Origin of the sequence: Schaalia sp. (assembly GCF_050312375.1) — a bacterium.
GTDB classification, from domain to species: Bacteria; Actinomycetota; Actinomycetes; order Actinomycetales; family Actinomycetaceae; genus Pauljensenia; species Pauljensenia hyovaginalis.
The window spans coordinates 1-23,367 of the sequence record NZ_JBNOYB010000051.1 but is presented as its reverse complement, the minus strand read 5'-3'; the positions used below and the strand labels follow the sequence as shown (position 1 = coordinate 23,367).

Here is a 23,367-nt window from a genome sequence, read left to right as displayed (position 1 = left end):
GTTGTGGCGCTCGGCGCCTGCAGGGCGCCCGATCCGGCGCCCTGGCGGGGCGTTGCGGCGGCGCCGGCCCTCCTCGAGCGCATCGGCGCGGGGCTGGCCCCCCGCGCGGTGTGGACCGCCCTCGGCGCGAAGCGGGATGCGCGCATCGTCGAACTGGTCGCCGCGGCCGCCCATGCCGAACGAGGCGTCCTCCTCGTCCTTCCCACCTCGGCCCAGGCGCGGGCGACGGCCGAGCTCCTCACTCGAGACCTCGACGCCGAGGTCCGCCTCATCGACTCCGAATCGACCCCGGCCCACCGGTACCGCGTCCACCTCGAAGCCATGAGGGGCCTCACCCGCATCGTCGTCGGCACGCGCTCGGCCGTGTGGACGCCTCTGGCGAACCTCGGTCTCATCATCGTCTGGGACGACGGCGATGATCGTCTGAGGGAGCAGCGCGCACCCAGGTGCGACGCCCTCGACGTGGCCGTTGCCAGGTCCCACATCGAAGGATGCGCGCTCGTCGCCGCGGCCTACTCGCGCTCCGTGAAGGCCCAGCGCCTCGTGGAGACGGGCTGGGCGGTGAGCCTCGTCGAGGGTGTTGAGGCGAGGCGCGGGCTCTCGCCGGTGGTGCGCGTCGCCGACGAGGCCGACGCCGAGGCCCAGGGGCCGGCCGGGGCGATGCGGATCTCACCCTGGGCGCTGCGGACGATCCGTGAGGGGCTCGCATCGGGGCCGGTGCTCGTCCACGTCGGGGCCTCCGGGTACGTGCCCGTCGTCTCCTGCGACAGATGCCGCGCGATCGCCCATTGCCCGCACTGCTCAGGACCGGTGTCCAAGACCTCCGACTCGCGCTTCGCATGCGCATGGTGCTCGCGGCCCATGGCCGACTGGCGCTGCCCGAGATGCGCGGGCACCCGGCTGCGCCATACGCGCGTGGGTTCGGAGCGCACCGCCGAGGAGATCGCCCGGGCCATGCCCACGGCATCGGTCCTCGCTTCGTCTTCGACGCATGCGATCACGCGGAGAATCCCCGCGGACCCGCAGGTCGTGATCGCCACCGCCGGTGCGGAGCCCGAAGCGAGCGGCGGTTATGCGGCTCTGGTGATCCTCGACGCCCGGGCGATCGCGGGACGGGCCGAGCTCTGGGCACCGGAGGAGGCGATGCGCCGCTGGTTCAACGCCCTCGCCCTCGTCCGGCCGGGCGCTCCCGCCCTCGTAGCCTCCTCCTTGGAGACCTCGATGGCCCAGGCCCTGATCCGTTTCGACCCGGTGGACTACGCTCAACGCCTCCTCGACGAGCGCACGGCGCTGGGCTACTTCCCCGCGAAGACGCTCATCGCCATCGACGGGCCCGGCCCGGACGTCGCGGCGGTGGCGCAGGCCGCGCAGGCCGAGGTGATCGGCACGATCCCGCTCGGATCCGACGATGAGCAGGCGCCGAGGGCGAGGGCGCTCGTCCGCTGCGATCACGCGGACTCCGCGAAGGTCTTCGCGAATATCTGGGCCGTCATGCAGCACCGCTCCTCCAAGCGCCTGCCGCCCCTTCGCCTCACCGTGAATCCGCCCGAGCTCTTCTGAGGGCGAGGCCGCCGCACGGGTAGACTGGTGCGGTGCGCATAGTCTTCGCGGGTACGCCCGCCCCTGCAGTCCCGGTCCTGCGCGGCCTCATCGAATCGGATCATGAGGTCGTCGCCGTCTTGACCCGCCCTCCGGCGAGGAAGGGACGGGGGCGCGCCCTGTCGCCCTCACCCGTCGGGGAGGTCGCGGCGGCAGCGGGCCTGGATGTCATCGAGGCCTCGAACTTCAAGGACGCCGAGATCCGGGACAGGGTGCGCCGCCTCGAAGCGGACTTGGGAGTGGTCGTCGCCTACGGCGCCCTCATCCCCGCCGAGGTGCTCGAGATGCCCGCCCACGGGTGGATCAATCTCCACTTCTCCGATCTTCCCCAGTATCGCGGCGCCGCGCCGGTGCAGTGGGCGATCCTGAACGGCGAGACCCGCACCGCCTCCTCGGTGTTCCAACTGGAGGCGGGATTGGATTCGGGCCCGGTGTTCTCGCGCCTTCCGGTCGAGATCGGCCATGAGACGGCGGGGCAACTGCTCGATCGCATGGCCGAGCTGGGCGTCGGCCAGATCCTCGAGGTCGTCGACGCCATCGGGGCCGGGAGCGCGGTGGCCGTCCCCCAGGACGAGGGCGGTGATCTCGTCCACGCCCGACGGCTCAGCGTGCAGGACGGGTTCATCGATTTCCTCTCATCGGCCGCCGAGGTCGATCGGCGGATCCGGGCGCTGTCGCCCAACCCGGGTGCATGGACCGTCCTGCCCGACGGCAAGCGCCTCAAGCTCGGTGCGGTGACGGTGAGCGATGAGGACGGTCTTGAACCGGGGGCCGTGGAGGCGGGGAAGCGGTGCGTGAGGGTCGGCTGCGCCCGCGGCTCGGTTGAGCTGGGCGAGGTCGCCCCTGCCGGCAAGGGGTGGATGGAGGCGAGCGCATGGGCTCGCGGGGCCCGCCTCGACCCGCTCGCGAGGCTCGGCCGAGGGGAGGGGTCCTGATGGCGACCCATCGTTACAAGGACGGCTACAGGGCGCTGTCGAAGGTCGACGGCGCTCGGCGCATCGCCTTCGACGTCCTCATGCAGGTGTATTCCGAAGACGCCTACGCCAATCTCGCGCTCGCGAAGGCCCTGCGGCGCGCCCGCGCGGATGAGCGCCTCGACTCACGCGATGCTGGGCTGGCGTCCGAGCTGGTCAACGGTACTTTGCGGGCCCAGGGGCGCCTCGACTGGGCGCTGTCGCGCCACCTGTCGCGGCCGATGGACGAGCTCGATCTCGAAGTCCGGGTCCTGCTTCGCATGGGCGCGCATCAGATCCTGGACATGCGCGTCCCCGACCATGCGGCGGTCTCGACGACGGTCGACATCGCCCGCCACGTCCTCACCGACGGCCCGACGCGCATGGTGAACGCCGTGCTCCGCTCGCTCACGCGGATGGCGCCCGGAGAACTCGAGGAGGCGCTCGGGGGGATCGCGGACCCGATCGAACACGCGGCGATCGCTCATTCCCATCCCGCATGGATGGTCCGCGAATTCAGCAGGGCGCTCACCGCTCACGGCTATCCGAGCGATGAACTCGAGCCGCTGCTGGCGGGCGACAACGAACCCCCGCTCGTGACCCTCGTCGCCCGGCCCGGCCTCATAGAGGCGGATGAACTCGCCGATGAGGCGGCCGATGTCCTCGGGACCCGGGTCGCGCCGGGCTCCTTCAGCGAGTACGCCGTCCACATCGAGCACGGGGATCCCGCCGCCCTCACCGCGATCCGCACGGGACTCGCAGGGGTCCAGGACGAGGGCTCCCAGCTCGCCGCGATCCTGCTCGCGGGAGCCGGGCTCACAGGCCCCGATGCCTCCTGGCTCGACCTGTGCGCCGGTCCCGGGGGCAAGGCGAGCCTCCTCGCCGCATTGGCCGCCCCCAGGGGCGCGGCGCTCACGGCGAACGAGGTGCACCCGCACCGGGCGCGCCTGGTCGAGCGCGCCTGCCGCGCCTTCGACAACGTCGACGTCGTCTCCGCCGACGGAAGGAGCTTCGGCGGGCCGAAGACGCTGTGGCCGCTCGCCTCCTTCGACCGGATCATGGTCGACGCCCCCTGCACCGGCATGGGTTCGATGCGCAGGCGCCCGGAGTCCCGATGGCGCCGCAAGCCGGAGGACCTTCAGGATCTCCTTCCCCTCCAGGCGGCACTGGCCGCGCGGGGCGCCGAGCTCTTGCGACCCGGGGGAGTGCTCGCTTACGTCACCTGTTCGCCCCAGGTCGATGAGACCCTCGGGCAGGTGGAGCGCCTTCTCGACAGGGGCGACCTCGAGCTGCTCGACGCGGTGGCACTGGCGGAGTCGCTCGTTCCCGAGTCGCTCGGAGTTCCCGAGGGCGCAGGGGCGGTCGCCGCTTCGAAGGGGCGGGTGCTTCAGCTCTGGGAGCACCGGATGGGCACCGATCTCATGTTCATCTCCCTCTTCAGACGTCGATGAGCGGCCTTGGGAGGGGCCGGACCCGATAGCATGGGTGCATGAACGCGACGATCTCACCTTCGATCCTCAACTGCGATATCGGCGACCTGCGCGGGGAGCTCGAGAAGATCTCCGGGGCGGACGTCGCCCACGTCGACGTGATGGACAACCACTTCGTGCCGAACCTGTCGTGGGGGCTGCCGGTCGTCGAAGCGGTCGTCGGCTCGGGCATCCTCCCCGTCGATGCGCACCTCATGATCGAGGACCCCGATCGCTGGGCGCCGCTGTACGCGGAGGCGGGATGCGCCTCGGTGACCTTCCACGCGGAGGCCGCGCACGCGCCGCTCCGCCTGGCCCGGGAACTGCACCGCATCGGCTCCAAGGTGGGGCTCGGCCTCAAGCCCGCGACCGATATCGCGCCCTTCGTCGACATCCTCTCCGAGTTCGACATGATCCTCGTGATGACGGTCGAACCGGGATTCGGCGGTCAGTCCTTCATCGAGTCGATGCTGCCGAAGGTGCGCCGCACCCGGGAGGCGGCGCGCGCCGCGGGACTGGAGCTGTCCATTCAGGTCGACGGCGGCGTGTCGAGGGCGACGATCGAGCGGGCGGCCGAGGCCGGCGCGGACAATTTCGTGGCGGGATCGGCGGTCTTCAAGGCCGAGGACGCCTACGCCGAGGTCGAGGTCCTTCGCGCCCTGGCGAACGCGCACATGCACTGAGCCCCCGGTGCGGCGCGCCGTACGTGAGAAGCGGTTCGCCCTCAGTCGTGCGCAGTGGCATGATAGGAGCGGCTCCGGGGTCGGTGAAAGTCCGAGCCGGCGGTGACAGTCCGCGACCCATCTGCCAGCAGATGGTTGAATCGGTGGAATTCCGATACCGACGGTGAAAGTCCGGATGGGAGGAGCATAGGGGTGCGCATCGGCGCACCCGTGCCGTGCGCACCCCGGTGCCGGAAGGACCGCTGTGGCACGCAGACATCGCCCGACGCGTCGCGCGAGCGTCATTGCGCCCATTGCGCTCCTCGTCTTCGCACTCCTCGCATGGTGGGCGACGACGAGTCTTTCCGGCATCGAAGCGTGGCGCCTGCCGAGTCCCGGCGGCACCTGGGCGCGCCTGGTCACAATGGCCTCGTCCGCCTCGCTGTGGTCGAAGACCGCGGTGACGGCCGGCGAAGCGCTATCGGGTTCGCTGCTCGGCGCACTCGTCGCCCTTCCCCTCGCGTACCTCATCTACCGTTCGCCCCTCGTATCGGCGGCGGTCGAGCCCTTCCTCGGTGCCACTCAAGCGCTTCCGGCGATCGCCCTCGCGCCGCTCCTCGTTCTGTGGATTGGCTACGGGCCCGCTTCGATCACGGTGCTCTGCGCGCTCATCGTCTTCTTCCCGATCCTCGTCTCGACGTCCGTCGGCCTTCGTCATCTCGACCCGGAGATCCTCGAAGCCGCGGAGCTCGACGGCGCCTCGGGTCTGACGATGGTGTTCGGCATCGAGTTCCCGCTCGCCGCCCCCTCGATCCTCGGCGGTATCCGTAATGGCTTCACCCTGTCGGTTACCGGTGCGGTCGTCGGCGAGATGGTGATGGGCGGGGCGGGCCTCGGCCAGGTCCTCACGCAGGCCCGGGCCGCGGTCGACACGGCGGGGATGTTCGTGATCATCGGGATCCTGTGCCTGCTCGCGACGATCGTGTACGTCGTGATCTACCGGATCGAGCGCTCGCACAAGTACACCCTCGCTCAGTGAAGGAACCCTCATGATGCCGTCCATTCCCCGTCTCGCCGCCCTCGCGGCGTGCTCCGCCCTCGTGCTTGCGGCCTGCGGCGGGCAGACGACGCCGGACGCCGCGCAGTCCGCGGCCGCCGGTGCGGACCCCCTGGTCCTCGGGCTCACCTACATCCCCAATGTTCAGTTCTCGCCCGCGTACGTCGCCGCAGACGACGGCCTCTTCGCCGACCAAGGAATCGATGTGACCCTGCGTCATCACGGCGGCGATGAGGGCCTCTTCACCGCCCTCGTCGCAGGAGACGAGGACGTCGTCATCGCCTCGGGCGATGAGGCGGTCGTGGGCGCGGCCTCCGGGATGGATCTCGTGTCGATCGGCGCGTATTACCGTTCGTATCCCGGTGTGGTGATCGTTCCCTCGGGTTCGGGCATCTCCCAGCTCAGCGATCTCAAGGGCAAGACGATCGGCATTCCGGGGGAGTACGGATCCAATTGGTATGCGACCCTCGCCGCACTGGCTGAGGGCGGTCTTTCGCTCGAGGACGTGACCATCGCGTCTATCGGATACACCCAGCAGGCGGCGATCGCCGCAGGGCAGGTCGACGCCGTCGTCGGCTTCACGAACAACGACCTCGTTCAGATGGAGCGCGCCGGGCTCAACGTCCACTCGATCCCGCTGGGATCGGATGTCCCCCTCGTCGGCGCCTCGATCATCACGACACGGGCGTGGGCCGAGGCCAACCCCGGGCTCGCCAAGCGGGCGGTCGCGGCGATCACCGCCGGCGTCGATGCCGCGATCTCCTTCCCGGATCACGCCTTGGAGGCAACCGCGCTGAGGGACGACACCCTGTCGGACACCGCGACCCTGCAAACGGCGAAGTCCGTGTTGGATGCGACGATCCCCTTGTGGCGGGGCGATGACGGTGCGCCGAGCCCCGTTCAGGACACCGGCACCTGGACGAAGATGGTCTCCTTCCTCGGGACGATCCCCGGCCTGCTGCAAGGGCCCGTCGACCCGTCCTCGGTGGTGACGAACGACTACGCGACCGTCGAGTAGCCCCGTTCCGAGTTTCGGCACGCCGGGGCGGGGGAGCGCTTCCTGCCTCTAGAGTGGGCTCGTGACTACATTCGAGAATCTCTTCGCCGAACTGTCCGAGAAGGCCCAAACCCGCCCCGAGGGTTCCGGGACCGTTGCCGAACTCGACAAGGGCGTCCATGCGATCGGGAAGAAGATCATCGAGGAGGCGGGCGAGGTCTGGATGGCCGCGGAGTACGAGAGCCTTGATGACTGCGCCCTGGAGATCTCCCAGCTCCTCTACCACGCCCAGGTGATGATGATCGCCAAGGGGCTCACGCTCGACGACGTCTACCGTCACCTCTGAGGAAACCATGTTGCGCATTGCCGTCCCCAATAAGGGATCACTGTCCGAACCCGCCATCGAGCTCCTCGCTGAAGCGGGGTACCGCACTCGTCGCAGGGGGCGCGAGCTCGTCCTCACCGACGCGGTCAACGATGTGGAGCTGTTCTTCCTGCGGCCGCGCGACATCGCGGTGTACGTGGGGAGCGGTTCGATCCATGCCGGGATCACGGGACGGGATCTCCTGCTCGATTCGGCGACGCGGGCGGTCGAGCACCGTGCGCTCGGATTCGCTCGCTCGACTTTCCGATTCGCCGCGCCGATCGGGCGGATCGGTGATCTTCGCGAGATCGCGGGGAAGCGGGTCGGCGCCTCTTACGATCACCTCGTTCGCTCCTACCTGGAGTCGAAGGGGATCGAGGCCGAGGTCGTGCACCTCGACGGGGCCGTCGAGTCCTCGGTGCGCCTGGGCGTGGCCGACCTCATCGCTGATGTCGTCGAGACCGGTTCGACGCTGAGGGCGGCGGGCCTTGAAGTCTTCGGCGAGCCGATCCTCGAATCCGAGGCGGTTCTCATCACCCGCGAGGAGCTGCGCGACGACCCGGCCCTGGCGACCCTGGACCGCAGGCTCCGCGGCGTGCAGGTCGCGCGCTCCTACGTGATCGTCGACTTCAACGTCCGCGAGCAGGACCTGGCGAAGACGATCGCGATCGCGCCCGGTTTCGATTCGCCGACCATCAGCCCGCTCCTCGATTCGGACTGGCGCGCGGTTCGCGTCATGGTCGAGGTCGAGGGGATCAATCTCGTGCTCGACCGCCTCCATGAGGCCGGCGCGCGCGGGATCATCGTCACCGAGCTCAAGGCGTCCCGACTCTGATCGGCGCGGAGGCCGCCTCCGGGTCGTAGGCTTGGCCCGTGAAGGAGAACGTTTCAACGAGCACACGGGTCCTCGGGCTCCTCATCGAGCTCCTCGGTGCCGAGCGCCCGAGGAGCAAACGGAGGCTGAGGGAGCTGCCGGGCTATCGCGGCCTGAGCGATGCCGCTTTCGAGTCCCAGTTCCAGAGGGACAAGTCGGCGCTGCGCGATGCGGGCATCCTCATCGAACTCGTCGGCGGCGGGGACGACGCCTACACGATCTCCTCCGATTCCTTCGCGTCGGCCCCGGTCGCCCTCGATGATCTCGATGCGGCGCTCGTCCAACTCGCCGTTTCGGCGTGGAACCCGCGCGAGGCGGATCCCTCGCTCATCGATCCGAAGATCGCGGCCCGTTCGACGGGCGCCTCTGCGGCGGCGGGGCGCCTCACCCTCGGCCTCGAGGGGGCGGAGACGGTCGCCCGGATCGTCGAGGCGATCGCGGATCGGCGGATCGTGTCCTTCGAGTACCGTTCGGCGAACGGCGCTTTCGCCCGTGCGGTCGAGCCCTGGCGACTGGTCGTTCGCGGGCGGGCCCTGTACCTGTGGGGAGCGGATCTTGACCGCGAGGGCCAACGCCTGTTCAGGCTGTCGCGATTCGACTCGCCCGTCGAGTTCCTGGGAGAGCCCGGCGATGCAGGGCCCGTTCCGGAGGACGTCGCGGGTCCTTTCGAAGCGCAGCTCGTCGTCCCGCTGCTGCTCGTCCGTGAAGGAGCCGCCGGAGGGATCCGGCGCTTCATCGATGAAGGCGACGGGCTTCGCGACGGGAAGTGGCGCGAGGCACGCGGAGAGCCGGGGGAGAGGGGAGAGTGGGTGTCCCGCATTCTCAGCGAGGTCGAGGACGTGGTCGTCCTCGAACCGGAGGACTTGCGCGAGGAGATTCTCGAGCGTCTTCGCGTCGCCGAATCATGGGGTGATGGCGATGCCTGAGGTCGTACCCGTCGCGATCACGCGTCTGCTGTCCCTCCTCGCCTGGATCGGGGAGCACCCCGGTGCCGATGTGGCGGATGCCGCCGCGCGCTTCCAGCGTTCCAAGCGCCAGATCCGGCGCGATATCGAGGCGCTCGGATCAGTGGGTGATTCTCTTCCCGGAGCGTCCTTCGAGATCGACTGGGACCTTTACGAGGCCGAGGACCGTCTTCGGGTCCACTCCACGATGGGCGTGGACCTGCCGCCGCGGCTGACCGCCAAGGAGGCGTCGGCGATCCTCGTGGGGCTGGCCGCCCTCGCGCCCAGTCTGGGCGCGGAGCTGAGGGCCCGGATCCCCCGGACGGCGCTCGCCGTGCGTGCCCTGGCGGGTTCGGGCGTCGCCGATCCGCTCGTGATCGCGGAGGAGACCGCCGACGTCCGGGTGCGTCTGGACCTTCTCGCCCGGGCGATCGGCGGCGCGATCCCGGTGGCCTTCACCTATGCGCGCGATGGCGCTCCCGCGAAGCGCAGGGAGGTCGAGCCCTGGGACGCGCGTCTCGACGGGGGAGAGTGGATCCTGCGCGGATGGTGCCGTGAATCCGAGGGTGAGAGGAACTTCGCGATCTCGCGGATGTCGGATCTCGAGCTCCTCCCGGGACGGGTCACGCACTCGGCGTCGCCCGCGACGAGCGCAGGAGAGACGGTGGTCGTGCGGACCACCGCCAGGGGCCGTTGGGTCGGCGAGGAATTCGCGACGGTGAGGACGCGGGAATCCGGCGAGGACATCGAATTGGAGGTCCCCGTATGGAACGGGAGATGGTTCGACTCCCTGCTGCTTGATCTCGCCCCCTGCGTCATCGACGCCCCCGCGGATGCGAGGGCGCGCTGCGCCGCTCGGGCGCGCAGGGCCCTTCGGGCCTGGGGAGAGGCGACTGCGGGGGAGGGGCGATGAGCCCGAAGCGGAGACGATCCCGTGAAGCGCCGGTCGACGCCGGTGATGAAGCGCTGAGCGCGGCCGAGCGCATGGCCCTTTTCAAGGCCGCGATGAGGCGGGAGAAGACGCATCGGGCCGAGTACGTGCGCGGCCTCTCCTTCCTCCCCGACGCGTTCCAGATCGAGGCGATGGATGCCCTCGAAGGCGGGGAGAACGTCCTCGTCGCCGCGCCCACGGGGGCGGGGAAGACCGTCATCGGCGAATTCGCCACGTCATTGGCCCTGTCCAAGGGGCGGCGGAGCTTCTACACCACTCCGATCAAGGCCCTGTCGAACCAGAAGTTCGCCGAGTTGAGCGAGCGCTTCGGCCCCGAAGGCGTGGGCCTGCTCACCGGCGACGCCTCGATCAACCCGGGGGCTCCGGTCGTCGTCATGACGACCGAGGTCCTGAGGAACATGATTTACGCGGGCGCGGACCTGGGCGATGTGGATTCGGTCGTGCTCGACGAGGTGCATTACCTCGCGGACCGATTCCGGGGCCCGGTGTGGGAGGAGGTCATCATCCACCTGCCGAGGAGCGCCCGGGTCGCCGCTCTTTCCGCCACGGTTTCGAATGCTGAGGAGTTCGGCGCGTGGATCCATGAGGTGAGGGGCGGCTGCCGGGTGATCGTCTCCGAGGTCCGGCCGGTTCCCCTGTATCAGCACATGGTGGTCGGCAGGACGATCTACGACCTCTACGCCCCCGGGCATCGGCCGGAGGAGGGGCGCCTCAATCCGGAGCTCCTCGCCGCCGTGTCGAACCCCTCCGGATACGAGGGCGGTCGCGGTTCGCGGAATTGGCGCCTTCCCCGATCCCGTGCGCCCCGCGAATCGAGGCCTTCGACGCTCATCAGCCTCGATCGGGCGGGGCTCCTGCCCGCCATCACATTCATCTTCTCCCGGGCGGGATGCGAGGCCGCGGTCGATCAGGTGCTCGGCGCGGGGATCACGCTCACCTCGCCCGAGGAGGCGCGGAGGATCCGCCGTGAGATCGAGTCGGTGACGGCGGCGATCTCGCCGGAGGACTTCGCGGTGCTGGGAGTATCCCACTGGGCCGAGGGGCTGGAGCGCGGTGTCGCCGCGCACCATGCGGGGATGCTCCCCCTCATGAAGGAGGCCGTCGAGCGCCTCTTCGCCCGGGGCCTCATCAAGATGGTGTACGCGACGGAGACCCTCGCATTGGGGATCAACATGCCGGCGCGTTCGGTCGTCATCGAGTCCTTGATGAAGTGGAACGGGGCCGAGCACGTGCGCCTGAGCCCGGGGGAGTACACGCAGCTGTCCGGGAGGGCCGGTCGGCGCGGCATCGATACGGAGGGGCACGCACTCGTCCTTCATCGCGGCTCGGTGGCGCCCGAGGAGGTCGCCTCGCTCGCATCGAAGCGCACCTATCCGCTCATCAGCGCTTTCACTCCGCGTTACAACATGGTCGTCAACCTGCTCGATCACTCGACCCGCGCCAAGACGCGCTCGGTGCTGGAGACCTCATTCGCGCAGTTCCAGGCGGACGGTTCGCTCGTGCGGCTCGCGGCGCGGGTCAAGGAGCTTCAATCCGAGAAGGACGCGCTGCGCGAGGCGATGCGGTGCGATCTGGGGGATGCGGGGGAGTACTTCCGGCTGCGCGACGAGCTCTCCCTGGCTCAGAAGGCGGCGGCCCGCGAGCGCAGGAGCGCGACGCGAGTCGCCCAGTCCGATCTGCTCGCCTCCTTGGGGCCGGGGGACGTCATCGCCTATGGGCGGGGGCGCAGGAGCTTGTACGCGGTCGTCGCGTTCCAGTCCCAGACCGCGATCGGCCGGGTTTCGACGACGGTCATCGGAACCGATGGGAAGTTCCACACCCTCGGGCCCCAGGACTGCGCGGCGGATCTGCGCAAGGCGGGCCGGATGGGCATAGCGGGAGGTTCGGCGCTGCGCAGGAACAAGGAGCGCACGCGCATCGCGGAGGAGTTGCGGCGTCTCGTCCGCTCCGGTCGGCTCGTCGAGGCCCGACCCGTCGTCGCAAGCGCGCAGGCCTTGGATCTCGGGGCTCTCGAAGCGGCGCTCCGGTCCCACGGCGTGCACCGCTGCCCGAAACGCGAGGAGCACGCGAAGGCCGGGTACCGCTGGGCGCGCCTTGATCGGGAGGAGAAGGCGCTCGAGGAGAGGATCGACGCGCGGACTCACTCCGTGGCGAAACGTTTCGATAAAGTGTGCGCGATCCTCGAGGGATTGGGCTTCATCGACGGCGATCGCGTGACCGATCGCGGACAGCGATTGCGCCGGATCTTCGGCGAACGCGATCTCATCGTCATGGAGGCGCTCTCATCCCGGGCCTGGGAGGGCCTGAGTGATACGGAGCTCGCTGCGATCGCATCGACCTGCGTCTTCGAATCGCGATCCGAGAACGGACCGGCGGGCCCGCCCGAGCATCTGCCGCCCTCGCTCTCGCGCGCCTGGGAGGCGACGATCCGGGCGGCTGAACGCGTGCGCGACGCTGAGGAGGCGGCGGGCCTGGAGGCGTCTGCGCTTCCGGATCCGGGATTGATGGGGCCCTGTCTGGCATGGGCGAATGGTGCGAGTCTGTCCACCGCTCTCCTTGAGGAGGAGATGCAGGGCGGTGACTTCGTCCGTTGGATCCGTCAGGTGGTGGATCTGCTCGATCAGCTCCGCGGGCTCGATGATCCCGGACTCGCGGCCGGAGCGCGTCGGGCGAAGGATCTTCTGGTCCGCGGCGTCGTCTCCTGGAGCGCGCCGTGAGCTGGTCGGGTCTTCGACGGCTGCTGCTCGCCGCCGGTGCCGGATTCGCCATGTGGGCCGCCTTCCCGGACCTGTCGTGGTGGTGGCTCATCGTCCCTTCGCTGGCGGTCCTCTTCGCCCTCGTCGATCACGCCTCGACGGGGCGGGCTCTCGCGGCCGCCTTCGTCTTCGGCGCCTGCTGGTGGCTTCCGCTCACCGATTGGGTCGTGCTCGCCACCGGTGGGAGGCTCCCGTGGTTCGCGCTGGCGGCGACGCAGATCTGCTGGCTCCTGGCCTGGGTGCTCATCGTGCGCCTCGCATCGGTCTGGGCCTGGGCGCGCGCCTGGTGGGGGCAGATCCTCGTCTACGTCCTGAGCTGGGTGGGCGTCGAACAGGCGCGCGGGCACTTCCCCTGGTCGGGCTTCCCCTGGGGCAATGTCGCGATTCCCCAGGTCGACTCTCCGTTGGGGAGGCTCGCGCCCTTCGGGGGGGAGGTCCTCGTCTCGGTCGTCGTCGTCACGCTCGCGGTGCTCGTGCGCAGGGCCTTCTCCTTGCGCACCGATGAGGACGTGAAGCACTGGTGGACTCGTCCCCTCCTCGTCCTCCTCGCGCTGGCCCTGGTCATCGGCAGCGCCCTGGCGCCCCTCGCCGCTTCTCAGGAGGCGGGATCGCTTAGAGTAGGCGTCGTTCAGGGGAACATCGAGCTGCCAGGGCCCCAGACCTTCGCGATCGAGGGCAAGGTGACCGCGAATCACGCGGCCGTCTCGCGCGAGCTCGCTGAACACGCCGAGGCGCCGGTCGACCTCGCGATCTGGGGGGAGACGGCTGCGGACCGCGATCCTCGGGAATCCTCGATCGTGTCCGGCTCCCTCGATTCGGCCGCGCGGATCCTCGACGCGCCGATCCTCTTCGGATTCGCGAATATGAAGGACGGCTACCGGTGGAACTGGTTGGGCGTCTGGTATCGGGGGGCGGGCTTGGACGAGGGCGAGCTGTACGCGAAGCAGAAGCCCGTTCCCTTCGGTGAATTCATTCCCTTCCGGTCCTTCATCTCAGCGCTCGCCACGGAGGCCGCGCAGGTCAACATCGATATGGCCGCGGCTGATAATCCGGCGCTCATGCACGTGGAGCTCGCGGATTCACGCACGATCCCCGTCGCGGTCGGCATCTGCTTCGAATCGGCCTACTCCTCGGTGATCGGGCAGGGCGTGCGCGAGGGCGGTCAGCTCATCGTCGCGCCCTCGAACAACTACCATTTCCGCACTTCGGCCGAATCCGCCCAGCAGGCGCAGTTGCTGAGGTTCAGGGCATTGGAGTTCTCACGTTCGGCGATCCAAGCATCGACAACCGGAGAATCCGTTGTGATCAGGCCGAATGGTGCGATTCAAGCGAAGACCGGGCGCCAGAGCGCGGAGTATCTCATCGAATCGCTCCCATTGCGGACCGCGCTCACGCCCTCGGCGCGCATGGGGGAGTGGCCGACCCTCATCATCATGTCGGCGTGCGGCCTCTTCACCCTCCTCAGCCTCGTTGCGCTCATCGGCCGCGCGCTGCTGACTCGGCTCCGGAAACGGCCGGGCGCTCAGGCATCCCGGGTGAGCGCTTCGAGGAGAGGGACGGGGGAGCCGCCAAGACGCGGGCCGGGAGTGCGAGACGAGGGGGAATGAGAGCAACGCCCCGGATCCAACGTTATGTCAGATCTGGGGCGTCCGCTTCGTCGATCGCTCGTGCCGGGCGTCGGCCCGAAGGCGGGGGCTCAGCTCTTGCGGTAGTGGCCCTCGGGGCGAAGTCGGCCTTCGCGGTAGGCGGTGAGCTGCTCGTTGAGGACGACTTCGAGCTCCTCGAGGCTGCGGCGCTCGCAGAGCATGTCCCAGTGGGTGCGCACGGGCTTCGCGGGCTTCGTCTCGGTGTCCTCGGGGGCCTCGCCGACGAGTTCCGCGGTGGTGCCGCAACGGCATTCCCACGTGGGCGGCGCAGTGGCTTCCACCGACAGGGGCATCTCGAAGACGTGCCCGTTGGGGCAGGCGTACTTGACCGTGTAGCGATCCGCGAAGACGACGCCGTCCTCGGACTCCATCGACTTCGATCCGATCTGCATGCCTCGAAGTGCGCGATCCGCCATGACGTCCTCCTCAGTGGATAGTGGAACCCCCGGTATTTTAGCGGACTTCCCCCCTGGCCGCCGAACCGATAATGTACATTATGTCAGATCAGCGCTTTCGTATCAGGGATCACTCCCGATTCCCCCCGATTCGCGCCGGACCTTCTCGAGAACTCCCCCCGCCGCGCATACGATGGAGCGCTGGACGCCGAGCCGAATGATCCGGCGGGAATCGAGGAATGTGTGAGCACCGCTCTTGAGTCAGTCGGAGTCGCGACCCGGGTGAAGCCCCGGAGCGGCCTCATCGAGATCGCCCTCGTCCTGGTGAGCGCGGCCGCCTACTCCGCGCTCTGCTTCCTCGCGCCGGTCCTGCCCCGGACCGCCTTCGCCAATGCGCGTGAGATCCTCACCGTCGAGCGCGCCCTCGGCATCGACATCGAGCTCGGCGTCAACCTCTGGCTGCACGCCCGCCCCGTCCTCGCGAGCATCGCCTCCACGTACTATTCCCTCTCCTTCTTCGCCCTCACATGCACGGCGCTGGCCATCGTCTGGGTGAAGCGCCATGAGCGCTACGGATTCGCCCGCAATTCCCTCTTCCTCATGACCGGGGGCGCCGCCCTCACCTATTGGACCTATCCCCTGGCCCCTCCGCGTCTCATGCCCGAACTCGGCTACGTCGACGCCGTTGCGACCCAATCGACCGTCGGTTCGGGCTACACGCAGTTCGCGGAGGCGCTCGCGAACCCCTACGGCGCGATGCCCTCGATGCACACGGGGTGGGCCGTCTGGACGGCCGTCGTCCTCGGCGCCTTCGTCTGGACGAAGTGGTGGCAGCGCCTCCTCCTGCTCGCCCACCCGGTGATGACGATCGCGGTCATCATCGCGACCGGGAACCACTACGTCCTCGACGCCTTCGCCGGCGTCTCGTACTGCATCGCGGCCGCGGTCATCGTGGGCGCAGTCACCGCTTTGCGCACCCCTCCCCCGCAGCCCCATCCGCCGATGACCGCCGAAAGGGCTTGACCCCGCACGCCCGCGGCATCATGGGAGACGAGCGCACCGCCCTCGCCTGAGCAGCGATAATCTGGGCCCATGAAGTTCGGAGTAGATTTCGGCACCACGCGCACGACCGTCGCCCTCGTCGATCGGGGCAACTATCCCCTGGTCTCCTTCATCGACCCGAGCGGAGACGATCACGACTACGTGCCCTCCGTGATCGCTCTCGGCGAGGAGGGCCTGCTCTTCGGCTTCGAGGCGGAGGACGCGGCCCTCGAGGGCGCCGCCCATCTGCGATCCTTCAAGCGGCTGCTCTCCGATCCCGAGCTGTCCCCGACATCGACGGTCCGTCTCGCCAACCGCGACTACCCCCTCCTCGAACTCGTCTCCCGCTTCCTCGCCCACCTCGCCGACATGATCCGCACCTCGTCCTCCGTCTCGATCGGAGGGGCGGGAGAGCCCCTCGAAGCGGTCGTCGGCATCCCCGCGCACGCGTGGTCCGCCCAGCGCTTCCTCACGCTCGAGGCCTTCCGCGCGGCGGGGTGGACGGTGCGCGAAATGCTCAACGAGCCCTCGGCGGCGGGTCTGGAGTACACGCATCGGCATGCCGGGACCCTGAACTCCCGGCGCACCTCGGTGCTCGTCTACGACCTCGGCGGCGGCACCTTCGACGCCTCGCTCGTCGAAGCCGTCGGCACCGATCACGCGGTCCTCGCCTCGCGCGGCGACAACATGCTCGGCGGTGACGACTTCGATGAGGTGCTCCTCGCCTGCGCGCTCGAGTGCGCAGGATTGCGCGCCATCGACCTCCTGGAATCGGAGCGGGCCGCGCTGCTCCGAGAATGCCGGATCGCGAAGGAATCCCTCTCGCCGCAATCGAAGACGGCGAATGTGGAAGTCCGCGGTCGCGCGATCACGATCCCGGTCGCCCTCTTCTACGAGAAGGCCTCAGCCCTCGTTGCGCACACATTCGCAGTCCTCGAGCCCCTGCTCTGCACTCGTGAGGACGGCGAGCGGGTCCTCCCGGACTCGGTGGCCGGTCTCTACGTCGTCGGGGGCGGATCCCGGCTCCCGCTCGTCGCCAGGATGCTGCGGACGAGCTTCGGGCGCCGGGTGCATCGTTCGGGGCACACGGCGGGATCGACGGCGATCGGCCTGGCGATCGCCGCGGACGAGGCGGCGGGCTACTCGCTCGCCGATCGTCTTTCGCGGGGCGTCGGAGTCTTCAGGGAACTTGATTCCGGCCAGGCGGTTTCCTTCGACGTCCTCCTCTCCCCCGATGCCAGATGGACGCCGGGAGAGTCCACCGTCGTCACCCGCCGCTACCGCGCGGCGCACAACATCGGCTACTACCGCTTCGTCGAATACCGCGATGCCGATGAAGGAGGCGTTCCCCGAGGCGAGGTCTCCCCCTTCGGCGAGCTGCTGATGCCCTTCGACCCGCAGCTCCGTGCGAAGGGGCTCGATCTCGGCCGCATCGGCGTCGTCCGAACCGAGGACGGCCCCCTGGTGGAAGAACGCTATCTCGTCGATGGGAACGGGATCGTGAAGGTTGAAATCGAGGATCTCGAAACCGGCTACACAGCCACCGCCCGCCTGGGCGAGGGGTGAATCCGAAGGGGTGATGGCGCTCGGGGGCGAAGGCCCCGCCCGATCAGGACACCGAGCGCTTCTTGCGCCGGCGCTCCGCGAGCTCATCCACCGGTTCGAGGCGCTCGATCGGCAGATCGGCGAGCGTGCCCTCGACCTCGCGCCAGACGCGCCCCACCGCGATGCCGAAGACGCCCTGACCGCCCTGGAGAAGATCGATCACCTCATCGGTCGATGTGCATTCGTACACGGAGGCGCCGTCGCTCATGAGGGTGATGGAGGCGAGATCATCCACTCCCCTGTCCTGGAGCTGGACGACCGCGGTGCGCACCTGCTGCAGGGAGACCCCCGTGTCCAGGAGCTTCTTGACGATCTTGAGAACGAGGATGTCCTTGAAGGAGTAGAGGCGCTGCGAGCCCGAGCCGCGCGCGGCGCGAACGGAGGGCTGCAGGAGCCCGGTGCGCGCCCAGTAGTCGAGCTGACGATAAGTGATGCCTGCGGCGGCGCAGGCGACGGGTCCGCGGTACCCGAGGCCGTCACCCTCGAGGCCTTCCAGGGGGTCGCCGAAGAGCATGGCTTGCCGCTGGGCGGCATCAATGGATTCGGCGCTCACTGAGCACTCCTTCGAAGGATCGGTGTTGACGGCAGCTCTCACGCTAGGCGCAGGCGGGAGCCCGGTCAATGAGGCGCGCGGAGAGTCTCACCTTCAAGTTGAGATTAAGAGTTCTCAAGCGCCCTGAGGATGCAGCTGGGACAAGGACACGCGCAGGAACTCCCGATGCAGGTCGGCGAGGAGCTCCCCCGCCTCCCCCGTGCGCGCGATCGCGCGTTCGGCATCCCCCGAGCGCAAACGCGAGGACTGCGAGGCGACAGTCTGGGCGATGATGTCCGCGCTGCGTTCCGCACCGGTGCGCACCGACCTCAAGAGCCTCACGTCGAAACCGGAATCCTCCAGGCCCACGAGCAAGGAGACGATCTGGACCGCACGGGAGGGGAAATAGCCCCCGAGATCCGGCGCGATGAGCCCGAGCTTCACGAAGCGCTCGAGCGCCTCGACCCCGACGCCCGTCAGATCGGCGAGGTCGCGCGCCGAGATCGAACGCGCGTTGCCCGGCAGCACGACGCGACCCTGGGAGGCCACCACGCGCGCCCTGGGGGCCGGGCGGACCTCGTGCCCCGCGTCAAGCGCGCGCAGCTGATCCCCGATGACCTTAAGAGGGGTGAAGGAATCCCGCTGCGCGGCGAGGATGAAGCGGAGGCGCTCGATGTCCGCGCGCGAATACTTGCGATACCCCGCCCCCGTGCGCGCCGGGCTGACGAGCCCCTGCTCCTCCAGGAAGCGCACCTTGGACAGGGTGATCGCGGGATACTCGGACTTCAGCTCCGAAACGACCTGACCGATCGACAAGACGGGCGAACGGTCGACGTCCCGGGGCCACGGTTCGGGCGCCTCAAGGGGCGCCTCGACCTGACGAAGGGCGCTCATGCGTTCTTCGTGGACGGCTGGTAGGTGAGACGGTACTTCCCGATCTGAACCTCGTCACCGGCGCTGAGGCGGAGCTGCTCGACGCGCTCGCGATTCACGTAGGTGCCGTTGAGGGAACCAGAATCGCGCACGACGTGCCCGCCGTCCTCGGCGAGGAACTGGCAGTGCCTGCGCGAGACCGTCACATCGTCCAAGAAGATGTCGGACTTCGGCGAACGCCCCGCATTCGTCACCTCACGATCGAGGAGGAAACGGGCCCCCGTGTTGGGGCCGCGCTGGACGATGAGGAGCGCGGACCCGGCGGGCAGGGCCTCGACCGCCTCACGATCCCGGGCCGACAGAACGACGGGGGCGTCGGTGTCATCGGCGGCGGTCAGACCGAATAGCGAAGTGGAAGTCGGATCGATCATAGGCGACTGCTCCATCGTCCCTCCTTGTCAATGGTTGAACACAACATCTGGGGCAAGTCTAAGCGCTCTTCGGGCCCGTGAGCGCGCCGATGCCCTATTCCGAACCTTCGGCGGAGGCGAATCGGGGCTCGAGCGGCGCGGCGGTGGACTCGATGAGGACGTCATCGGCCTCGACGATCGACACCTGCGCCCCCTTGGCCCGCATCTGCGCCGCGGCGCCGGCCTGGATCTCCAATGCGGTCGAGATCGTGTCCGGATCGCCGATGATCTTCCAATCGTAAGGGGCGGTCATCGGCTGGCCGTCGACGTAGAGCGTCGAAGAATCGGAGGAGGTGAAGGAGGAACGGGCCGTCAGACGCACGCCGTTGAGCTCGACGGCCTCTGCGCCGGCGTTGCGCAGCTCGCCGAGTGTCATGACGAATTCAGTCGACGCGAGCCTCGAGGCGGGATCGGTGACGCGCACGAGGACCCCCGGCCCGTGCACCGCGACGAGCCCCGCGTTGATGCGCGCCTGCTCGAGGGTCCGGCGCGCGGCCTCGGCAGCGGCCTCCTGCTCCGTGGCGGCGCTCTCGAGCTCTTGAACCTGCTGCTGAAGGGAATTGCGCTCCTGGCGCAGGGAGTCCTCCTGAGTGGACAACTCCGAGAGGAGCACGACGAGATCCTCCTCGGAGAGAGAATCGAGGGGATCCATGCGCTGCGCCCGCACCTGGGTGACGAGCGCGAACCCGAGGATGAGGCAGATGACGAGCAGCAGCACGTGCATCGCGCGCGGACGGGCGAAGAGCGCCTTGCGGAATCGGGTGCCCAGGGTGACGCGCGAGGCGCGGGTACCGGGCGGAGGCGGCGGTGTCGACATGTCAGGCCTTGAAGATGAGTCGGCGGATCGAAGCCGTATTCGAGAAGATGCGGATGCCGAGGACGACGACGACCGCCGTGGTCATGGCGGAACCCACGCCGAGCTGGGTGCCGAGCAGGACGAGGAGGCAGGCGACGACGACGTTCCAGAAGAACGACATGACGAAGACCCGGTCGTGGAAGGCGCCCTCGAGCCAGGCCCTGGTCGCGCCGAAGAGGGCGTCGAGCCCGGCGACGACGGCGACCGGGAGGAACGGCTGCACCCATGAGGGCACGGTCGGGTCGAAGTAGAGTCCGAGGGCGATGCCCAGGACGAGACCGATGACGGCGAGCACGTCATTCTCCTTCGCTGGTGTCGAGGGTCTGGACTGTACGCGTGACGCGCAGGTCGAGCGCGGGAAGGCTGAGTGAGGAATCGGCCGCGCTGGTGAGCGCGATGCCGTTGACCGATGATGCGCTCGAGAGGAAGTCCCCGGTCGAGCCCCTGACGAGGGCGACCGACATCGGATTGGCATCGCCGATGGCGGTGACGACATAGGGCGATTGGATCGGCGTGATGTTGATGAGGATCACCGATCCGGCCTGTCTGATGAAGGTTCCGGGGCCGATGCGGATGTCGTTGATGGCGATCGCCTCCGCGCCGGCCGACCACAGCGCGTTCACGACCACGTTGAGGTCGATATCGCGGACCTGACCGGCGGTGGTGCCGTTCTTCGGGGCCGCTTCGGAGTCCTTGAGGGTCACGACGAGGCCGGGCCCTTGCGCGGCCTTCAGGGAATTAGCGAGGGCGAGGGAGGGGGCCAGATCCGCGGAGGCGTTCGAGCTCGATGTCCGATTCGCCCTGGCGGACAGGGCGCTCAGGTCCGATTGGAGGGTCTCGACCGCAAACTGGCGGGATTTCGCCTGATCGCGCAGCTCGTCGGCCACATCATGCTCGGATGCGGCCCGCAGGGCGCTCACGGCCGTCACCGAGGCGAGGCCGAGGGCGATGGAGAAGAGGACCACGAGGACCTTGTGCCAGGCCTTGAGCGCCCCGGAGGCGGGCTCCTCGTAGTGCGTGTACCCGAGGTCGAGCGGATTGGCGAGGAGCTGGTTGAGGAGGGACATGGAGGCCGCGGGGTCCTCCCCCTCCCCCGCGCCCGCCGGCCCCTTCGGCATACGGGGATCGGAGCTCATGGGCGACCCCACAGGGACTGGACGCGGAGGCGGCGCTCGCTCGAGTCGAGGGTCTCGATGAGGAGGCGCCTCAAGGGCGCGGGGGCATCGGGATGGGCGCCGAGCCAGGTCGTCAATGATTCGACGCGATGAGCGCCGGTCGAGGGGGCGTCGACGTCGACCTGCCCGAGGAAGGCGCCGGTGACGAAACGAATGCCGAGGCCGATCGTGCGGGTGCTCCAGAACTCCTCGAGGATCGCCAAGGCCCGGTCCTCGCGGCCCGGGTCGGCCAGGCCGGAGATCGCCAAGCCCTCGAAAGCCGCGGAGAGATGATCATTAGCGGTGCCGACGGCCGTGATGAGGCTCCATGCCGCCTCGTGCGCCTCGGCGGAGGGCAGAGCCGCTCGAGCGCGGACCAGGGCCCGTGCGGCTTCACCGCTCGGCGACTCGTGGAAGCGCTCGAGGAGCCAGGCCTCGTCGACCTCGCCGCGGGCGGCCAGGGCCGCACGGGCGAGCCACCCGGTCTGCGTGTGGGCCGAGGCGGTCTCCCGGAGGAAATCGCCCGTCCCCGGAACCTCCGCGCTGGTCGCGAGGTCGATGGCGAGCCTCGTCCAGGCGCGGGCGCGATCCGGATCGCCGCTTCTCGACAGGCGCAGGGCGGCCGTCAGCGCGCCCTCCCTCTCGGGGGCCCGCCTGGATCCGGCGAGGAAGCCGACGGCTTCACGGATCATGGCGAGGAGGCGTGAAGCCAGGGCGTCATCGCTTTCGTGCTCGGCATGCGCCAGCGCCGAGCGGATGAACGAGGAGGGATCGAGAAGGCCGTCGCGGACGGCGTTCCACAATGACGCCCAGACGACGCAGCGCGTCATGAGCTCGGGGCAGGTCCCGATGCGGGCCAGTGCCGTCGCCTGCGATCGCGGGTCGAGCCTCGAGACCGCGTAGGTGAGGTCGCCGTCGTTGACGACGACGAGATCGAGTTCGGCGTCCGCGCCCGGCCGATCCAGACTCGCCCGGGGATCGACGAGGGCGGAGCGCCCTTCCATTCGCAGGTCGGATGCGAATCGGCGTTCGAGACGGCCCGAGGCGAGGGCCCACCCGGTGACGAGGAGGCGATGTGGGCGCGTGACCGGCGAGTCGGCGGCGTCCACGAGCGTGAACCCCGTGACCGCGCCCGAGGGGGCGGTCGTCCATGAGGCTTCGAGGACCGACGGGCCCGAGGTCTTGAGCCAGGCGTCCGCCCACTCGGACAGGTCGAGGTGCGCGGCCCCGCCGAGGCATTCGAGCAGATCGTCGAAGGTCGCGCAGGAGAACGCGTAGCGGCGGAAGTACTCCCTGGCGCCGGCGAAGAAGGCCTCCTCGCCGACCCATGCGACGAGCTGATCGAGGACCGCCGCGCCCTTCGCGTAGGTGATCCCGTCGAAGTTCGTCTTCGCCGCGCCCACATCGGGGATCTCGGCGGCGATCGGGTGGGTCGTGGGCATCTGATCCTGCTCGTAGGCCCATGCCTTGCGGCCGACGGCGAAGGCGGCCCGCTCCCCCGAGTAGACGGTCGAACGCGCTGCGGCGATGGCCCCCTGATTCTCTGCGAAGGACTCCTTGAGCCACAGGTCGTCCCACCACCGGGGAGTGACGAGATCTCCGAACCACATGTGGCACATCTCGTGGAGGATCGTATTCGCCCGGCGCTGGCGCTCCGCGAAGGTCGGAGTCTCCCGCGACAGGTAGGTCTCGTTGAAGGTGACGCAGCCCGGATTCTCCATCGCCCCCAGGTTGTATTCGGGGACGAACACCTGATCGTAGCCTCCCCACGGATAGGCGAATCCGTAGACCGAGTGGTAGAAGTCGAGGCCCGCCCTCGTCACCTCCAGGATGTCCTCGGAATCCATCGACGACGCCAGGGCCGCACGGCACATGAGGCGCAAGGGGACCTCGATGGGGTCCTCGCCCTCGACTCCCCCGCGCCACGAGCCGCCGTCGACCACGGCCCACTGCCCGGCGACGACGGCGGTGATGTAGCTCGACAGGGGGCGAGTCGGCGAGAACTCGTGCCGCACCCCGCCGTCGATCGGGCGGGCCGACAGCTCCTGACCGTTCGAGGAGACGACCCATCCTTCGGGGGCGTCGACGGTGAAGCTCCACCGGGCCTTCATGTCCGGCTGGTCGAAGCAGGGCCAGGCGCGATGCGCATCATTCGGCTCGAACTGCGT

22 protein-coding genes and 1 riboswitch are annotated in these 23,367 nt (G+C 68.9%); of the genes, 14 read left to right on the top strand and 8 right to left on the bottom strand.

What is annotated here, in order from left to right:
- The 12 genes from ACQY7V_RS04165 to lnt form a co-directional block, all read left to right on the top strand.
- On the top strand, positions 1 to 1,560 hold a 1,560-nt coding region (locus ACQY7V_RS04165), incomplete at its 5' end, for a primosomal protein N' (RefSeq protein WP_428639041.1).
- Between the two features lie 32 nt (positions 1,561 to 1,592).
- On the top strand, positions 1,593 to 2,534 hold the full coding sequence (gene fmt / locus ACQY7V_RS04160; protein WP_428639039.1) for a methionyl-tRNA formyltransferase: 942 nt from the start codon (positions 1,593 to 1,595) through the stop codon (positions 2,532 to 2,534).
- A complete protein-coding gene (locus ACQY7V_RS04155) occupies positions 2,534 to 4,003 on the top strand; it encodes a transcription antitermination factor NusB (RefSeq protein ID WP_320836408.1) in 1,470 nt (489 codons plus the stop codon). Before fmt ends, ACQY7V_RS04155 begins: the two co-directional genes overlap by 1 nt.
- Before the next feature lie 38 nt (positions 4,004 to 4,041).
- Positions 4,042 to 4,704: a ribulose-phosphate 3-epimerase gene (rpe, locus tag ACQY7V_RS04150; RefSeq protein WP_235360900.1), complete on the top strand. Its 663-nt coding sequence runs from the start codon at positions 4,042 to 4,044 to the stop codon at positions 4,702 to 4,704.
- A 66-nt stretch (positions 4,705 to 4,770) separates the two neighbouring features.
- Positions 4,771 to 4,895: riboswitch (FMN riboswitch) on the top strand.
- A 53-nt stretch (positions 4,896 to 4,948) separates the two neighbouring features.
- Positions 4,949 to 5,722 carry an ABC transporter permease gene (locus ACQY7V_RS04145; protein ID WP_184452541.1) on the top strand — a complete coding sequence of 258 codons (774 nt, stop codon included), beginning with the start codon at positions 4,949 to 4,951 and terminating at the stop codon, positions 5,720 to 5,722.
- 10 nt (positions 5,723 to 5,732) lie between these two features.
- Positions 5,733 to 6,758 (top strand): ABC transporter substrate-binding protein, encoded by a 1,026-nt coding sequence (locus ACQY7V_RS04140; protein WP_428639037.1) that lies wholly within the window; start codon positions 5,733 to 5,735, stop codon positions 6,756 to 6,758.
- 61 nt (positions 6,759 to 6,819) lie between these two features.
- The gene (locus tag ACQY7V_RS04135) at positions 6,820 to 7,083 is read left to right on the top strand and encodes a phosphoribosyl-ATP diphosphatase (RefSeq protein WP_184452545.1); all 264 of its coding nucleotides are present in this window, start codon (positions 6,820 to 6,822) and stop codon (positions 7,081 to 7,083) included.
- Between the two features lie 7 nt (positions 7,084 to 7,090).
- Complete coding sequence (gene hisG / locus ACQY7V_RS04130) at positions 7,091 to 7,936, top strand: ATP phosphoribosyltransferase (protein ID WP_428639035.1); 846 nt, start codon at positions 7,091 to 7,093, stop codon at positions 7,934 to 7,936.
- 38 nt (positions 7,937 to 7,974) lie between these two features.
- Positions 7,975 to 8,901 carry a helix-turn-helix transcriptional regulator gene (locus tag ACQY7V_RS04125; RefSeq protein ID WP_428639033.1) on the top strand — a complete coding sequence of 309 codons (927 nt, stop codon included), beginning with the start codon at positions 7,975 to 7,977 and terminating at the stop codon, positions 8,899 to 8,901.
- A complete protein-coding gene (locus ACQY7V_RS04120) occupies positions 8,888 to 9,832 on the top strand; it encodes a helix-turn-helix transcriptional regulator (RefSeq protein WP_428639031.1) in 945 nt (314 codons plus the stop codon). Before ACQY7V_RS04125 ends, ACQY7V_RS04120 begins: the two co-directional genes overlap by 14 nt.
- Positions 9,829 to 12,588, top strand: coding sequence for a DEAD/DEAH box helicase (locus ACQY7V_RS04115; RefSeq protein WP_428639029.1), 2,760 nt, complete (start codon positions 9,829 to 9,831; stop codon positions 12,586 to 12,588). The genes ACQY7V_RS04120 and ACQY7V_RS04115 overlap by 4 nt, the downstream gene beginning before the upstream one ends.
- Positions 12,585 to 14,234: an apolipoprotein N-acyltransferase gene (lnt, locus tag ACQY7V_RS04110; RefSeq protein ID WP_428639027.1), complete on the top strand. Its 1,650-nt coding sequence runs from the start codon at positions 12,585 to 12,587 to the stop codon at positions 14,232 to 14,234. Before ACQY7V_RS04115 ends, lnt begins: the two co-directional genes overlap by 4 nt.
- 89 nt (positions 14,235 to 14,323) lie before the next feature.
- Here the strand turns inward: lnt and ACQY7V_RS04105 are convergent, their stop codons facing one another.
- Positions 14,324 to 14,689: an RNA polymerase-binding protein RbpA gene (locus tag ACQY7V_RS04105; RefSeq protein ID WP_154477629.1), complete on the bottom strand. Its 366-nt coding sequence runs from the start codon at positions 14,687 to 14,689 to the stop codon at positions 14,324 to 14,326.
- Between the two features lie 222 nt (positions 14,690 to 14,911).
- Between ACQY7V_RS04105 and ACQY7V_RS04100 the strand changes: the two genes are divergently transcribed.
- Together ACQY7V_RS04100 and ACQY7V_RS04095 are read left to right on the top strand one after the other, a co-directional pair.
- The gene (locus ACQY7V_RS04100; protein ID WP_320836402.1) at positions 14,912 to 15,691 is read left to right on the top strand and encodes a phosphatase PAP2 family protein; all 780 of its coding nucleotides are present in this window, start codon (positions 14,912 to 14,914) and stop codon (positions 15,689 to 15,691) included.
- 69 nt (positions 15,692 to 15,760) lie between these two features.
- A complete protein-coding gene (locus ACQY7V_RS04095; RefSeq protein ID WP_428639024.1) occupies positions 15,761 to 17,275 on the top strand; it encodes an Hsp70 family protein in 1,515 nt (504 codons plus the stop codon).
- Positions 17,276 to 17,318: 43 nt separating this feature from the next.
- On the opposite strand, the gene ACQY7V_RS04090 is transcribed toward ACQY7V_RS04095, so the two are convergent.
- From ACQY7V_RS04090 to pepN, 7 genes are all read right to left on the bottom strand, one after another.
- Complete coding sequence (locus ACQY7V_RS04090; RefSeq protein WP_154477908.1) at positions 17,319 to 17,828, bottom strand: MerR family transcriptional regulator; 510 nt, start codon at positions 17,826 to 17,828, stop codon at positions 17,319 to 17,321.
- 153 nt (positions 17,829 to 17,981) lie between these two features.
- Positions 17,982 to 18,740 carry a MerR family transcriptional regulator gene (locus ACQY7V_RS04085; protein ID WP_428639023.1) on the bottom strand — a complete coding sequence of 253 codons (759 nt, stop codon included), beginning with the start codon at positions 18,738 to 18,740 and terminating at the stop codon, positions 17,982 to 17,984.
- A complete protein-coding gene (locus ACQY7V_RS04080) occupies positions 18,737 to 19,165 on the bottom strand; it encodes an FHA domain-containing protein (RefSeq protein WP_428639022.1) in 429 nt (142 codons plus the stop codon). Before ACQY7V_RS04080 ends, ACQY7V_RS04085 begins: the two co-directional genes overlap by 4 nt.
- A gap of 79 nt (positions 19,166 to 19,244) precedes the next feature.
- On the bottom strand, positions 19,245 to 20,006 hold the full coding sequence (locus ACQY7V_RS04075) for a DUF881 domain-containing protein (protein WP_428639020.1): 762 nt from the start codon (positions 20,004 to 20,006) through the stop codon (positions 19,245 to 19,247).
- 1 nt (position 20,007) lies between these two features.
- Positions 20,008 to 20,340 carry a small basic family protein gene (locus tag ACQY7V_RS04070; RefSeq protein WP_184452564.1) on the bottom strand — a complete coding sequence of 111 codons (333 nt, stop codon included), beginning with the start codon at positions 20,338 to 20,340 and terminating at the stop codon, positions 20,008 to 20,010.
- A gap of 1 nt (position 20,341) precedes the next feature.
- Positions 20,342 to 21,163 (bottom strand): DUF881 domain-containing protein, encoded by an 822-nt coding sequence (locus ACQY7V_RS04065; RefSeq protein WP_428639017.1) that lies wholly within the window; start codon positions 21,161 to 21,163, stop codon positions 20,342 to 20,344.
- A 14-nt stretch (positions 21,164 to 21,177) separates the two neighbouring features.
- Positions 21,178 to 23,367, bottom strand: a 2,190-nt coding sequence (pepN, locus tag ACQY7V_RS04060) for an aminopeptidase N (protein WP_428639016.1), incomplete at its 5' end; no start/stop codon positions are given.